This window comes from Hydrocoleum sp. CS-953, assembly GCF_002260545.1.
Taxonomy (GTDB): Bacteria; Cyanobacteriota; Cyanobacteriia; order Cyanobacteriales; family Microcoleaceae; genus Trichodesmium.
This window is the reverse complement of record NZ_LGSU01000726.1, coordinates 1-4,406: the sequence shown is the minus strand read 5'-3', so window position 1 is coordinate 4,406 and position 4,406 is coordinate 1. Positions and strand designations below refer to the sequence as shown.

The following is a 4,406-nucleotide window of genomic DNA, read 5'->3' as shown; positions in this document are numbered from 1 at the left end:
TAAAATTTTTCCTTTTGAGTAAGTTGGAATTTTTGAGTAAGGGGTGAAATTTGGTTTAGATCAATCATAATTTCTGCCGACCTCTAGAATTTCTTGGGGAAGTTGTCGAATTTTGTCAGGAAAATATAGAGGTAGATGGAATTTATTTTTTTCCCTAACCTCAAACTCATCTTCCCTATTTCCTTATCTCCCCAATTATTGTCTCGAAATGTTCTAATACAAGATTTGTTTCTACAGGCAAAAAACCAAGTTCGTGCCGAATTTTTTCTTTTAGTAATTCGGTTTTTCCAGCAAATATAGGTTTTTGACTAGCTACTAAATGTGCTTCTTCAATTAAACACAAATCTTGAGGACGATATAATTTAGGTTCGGGTATTAAAGCAGCAGCATATTGACTTAATATTTCTGGGTTTCTTTCGGCGGGTAGCCAATATTTTTCCCGGAGACTTTGTAGTAATTTTTCGCTTTTGACATCTTGCCAGTTATCTAATATATAGTCAAAAATATTGAGTAAAGATTCAGAGACGGAATCTACTCCAAAACGATTTGCTTTCTGAATCAAATTATCTATAGAAGTTAATAAGTCTGCCATAGTTATAATTTTTTTCATCCCTAGCTCAACAAAAAAGTTAAGCCACTCATGAGGTTTATCGGAATAAAAATTCATATCTGGAATAGCAGCTTTATTTCCCATAATTTGAGGTACTATTTCAATTTCAGGACTATATATTGATTCTATGGATCGTAATCTTCTGTCGGTACATCGTACTAAACTTGCCGATTTAATTTCCTGTTTAAATTCGTCAAAGTTTTGACTGCTTGTTTCTAATTCTAATTCTATTTGAACTTTACCGAAGTTATCTCTAATCCAACTTAATACTATTAGTTGTTCCTCATAAGCAAGGGTAGGATATTCTGGTAACAAACAGTCAGTAATTAATCGCGCTCTACTTAACATTGGAACGCCAATAAATTTCAAGAGTGGCAACCACTCATACTCAGTTACGCCTAATTTTAAAAGTCGGAAATTTTCGATAAATTCTGGTGGTTGATATCCTTCAGCAGGCAGATAAATATTTTCCTCATTCAGACTAACAATTTCATCGGTAACTGTTAGATATATGGGTAACTGACGTAGTTTTTCTTTGTTGGCAGGACTATATTTCTTATCCCCGTTTAACCAGGTACTATCTGCCAAGTAATTTAGCAAAGTTGTATAGTGCTGTTGCTGATAAATTGGTAAACCTTGACTTTCGTAGATTGCATATAAACTATCTAAAACATCTGGTGCTGTAACTTTCCAAATTAGTTTCTCTGGATGTATATCAAAAAAAATTAAAATAGCTTCCTCAAGTTCTTTTGATGCTTCAATTAAGTTCACGCCAAAATATTTAATTGCTGCAATAATTTTTTGGTCAATATTCTCTCTACATAACAAAGGAGTATTAATTAAACCACCTCGATAAAGTAGACCATCATTGCCAGGAATTAGTGGAACTTTATTCAACTCATCTACAGGTAAATCCCGTTTACTTACTCCAGTAAAATAACGATAAACCAAAATTAACCACTTTTCATTAGGGAGATTTTCTCCAGTAGGTTGCCACTGAGTTGAATCAACAATATTAGTTAAATTTCTGGCAACTTCAGTGGCATTCATATATGAAACTCCTTCTTTTCTGTAGAGATTTATTCCTTGACATAAATCTGAATGTAGAAACCATTCTGGATAATCGGCAAATATTTCTCTTTGCATTTCTGAAGTAGGAATAAAGATAGGATTTATTGCACCATAGCCAAATACTTCCAGAGAATTATTTGCCAAAATAGCTAATGGTAAACCCCGCAAATCTTGATTATTATCCTCCACACAATAACCAAGCATATCTATTACCCATTGCCGATTTTTAAGACTTGCTTTCGGAGAATTTTTTAATGGNCGGCAAATATTTCTCTTTGCATTTCTGAAGTAGGAATAAAGATAGGATTTATTGCACCATAGCCAAATACTTCCAGAGAATTATTTGCCAAAATAGCTAATGGTAAACCCCGCAAATCTTGATTATTATCCTCCACACAATAACCAAGCATATCTATTACCCATTGCCGATTTTTAAGACTTGCTTTCGGAGAATTTTTTAATGGCAAACCTAAAGATTGATTCATCCTCAAATGATTCCTTAAATCTGAAGATTTAAACTCAGCAACTTTACAATCAGCTTCCGCAAAAGCAGACAAAATTTTATCTGGTATTCGAGGTTCAGAAATATCAATTTTATCCGCACTTAAAGGAGCAACTAATTTTCTTTGCCAACTCTTAGGAAGTACCTTAACTTTTGCTGGAGTAATCCATTTTTTTACAGCGATCGCTTGTTTCCGACTTTCCTCTTTTGCCTCTAAATATTCCACACCAGATTGAATAACATTTCCCTGATTTTTAGAAGCGATCGCCTCTTTCCCACTTTCCTGTTTTGCCTCTAAATATTCCACACCAGATTGAACAACATTTCGCTGATATAAAAGCCTAATTACAAAAATATATAGTTGCTCTAGAGCTTTGCTAGTAGTAACTTTTATTGTAGGGAAAAAATCATAGAATTTTTGTGGTTGATACTTGCCAATATCCTCTACTAAAGCAGTAATTAAATTAGCATAAGCATGAGCAACAACATAAAGCATAAGTAGATAATTCCAAATTGCTCTAGGACGATCTTTTCCAGTTTGCCCACTGTCGCTACTTAAATTATCACGAGAACTATTTAAGTTAAAAAAGCCATTAATATGAATCGGTAATTCCGACTCCAAAGGTAGAGGCAAAAAACAATATATTTTCCCCTTAACTTCCCTGACATTTCCATCACTACTACTGCTAGAAATTCGGGCAGCAGCACCCGCCCAAGGAATCACTTTTTCTTGACTTTCATACATAGCTCGAATAACTTTTGCCAGTAACCCTTCCTCATCAGTCCGAATAATTCCAACTATTCTCCAAATCGAATTTATTGTTCTTTCTGCCATCACAGTTTCTATGTTGTGACGGTAAGAAATTTCAACTAAACCAGTCGGATTATTTTGACACTGTTTAACTAGAGAATTTACATCATCAGGAATAGCCGATAATAATTTATTTCTAGCAGCTTCCACCTCAGAAACATTTTGAGTAACAATGCTAAGAACTTCCAATTTTTCCCCATTACCATCCGCCAGAATTTCATAAACCCGAATTTCCACAATTGATTTGAGAAATAAAAGAATTTCCTCCCCAGACTTAACCAACTCCTCAATTAATTCTCTAACATTAGATTCCGTAAAAGCTTGTTTCCTAATCTCACTATTTTTTGCCTGTATTTCTGTTCTTAAAGGTAAACGAAATAAAGTTCCTTGAAAATCCTCAGTACCAAACAACAACCCACCCGCTTCATACACTTTCATAAAATCAGGATATTGCTCATACCATTTCTCAGCAGNCCCCAGACTTAACCAACTCCTCAATTAATTCTCTAACATTAGATTCCGTAAAAGCTTGTTTCCTAATCTCACTATTTTTTGCCTGTATTTCTGTTCTTAAAGGTAAACGAAATAAAGTTCCTTGAAAATCCTCAGTACCAAACAACAACCCACCCGCTTCATACACTTTCATAAAATCAGGATATTGCTCATACCATTTCTCAGCAGCAACATTCCATTCTCTCCCCGGTTCCTGTCGAGAAGTTCCCGGAATAGCAGCACCGTGAGGGTCAAAAAATATTAGACTTTGCCGAGAAATAAAACTAGGAAAATCCGTCACATGATAAATAGCATTAAAACCCACTCCGAAACGACCAGTTTTTTGTAAATCTTGGGATTTTTTACTTTGCCCTAAACTTTTAATACTCTCAAAATCTTGGTCTCGAAAAACTTGATTGTTGTAAACTAAAATTGCCGGCCCCATCAATTTTTCCATCCGATTGTCAGGCAAATTTTTAAATTGATGTATCCGCCAATCTAAAATAATTTCAACCTTTGTAGCTTTAGCATCATCAGCATTTTGAATTAACTCTTTGAGAATCCCTACACCCTCTGGATAATCTCGAATAATTCCTCTCAGACGTGCTATTAAAGGTTCAGACTGGTAGAAAGATTTACCACCGATTTTTTCTTGATTAGATGTCATAATTTTTGTTAAAAAGAAGGAATAAGGAAAAAGTAAAGTATATGTCAGACGTCAAGGCTATGCGCGTTCTAATTTATGACTTTCTGTGCAAACCAAAAAAATATGTCTTTTCAAGGATTGAAAGTTATATCAACCAATCTCTAAAAGCTACTAAAAACCTCCCTTCATTCCAGAATGAAATAGCCCTGGTCAGACGTGCTATTAAAGGTTCAGATTGGTAGAAAGATTTACCACCGATTTTTTCTTGATTAGA

The 4,406-nt window shown here is 34.5% G+C and carries 1 protein-coding gene; it reads right to left on the bottom strand.

The window, feature by feature from the left end; genetic code table 11:
* Positions 1-3,468: 3,468 nt before the first annotated feature.
* Positions 3,469-4,153: sacsin N-terminal ATP-binding-like domain-containing protein (locus AFK68_RS44585; RefSeq protein WP_371357285.1), on the bottom strand; the 685-nt coding region annotated here is incomplete at its 3' end.
* Positions 4,154-4,406 lie beyond the last annotated feature (253 nt).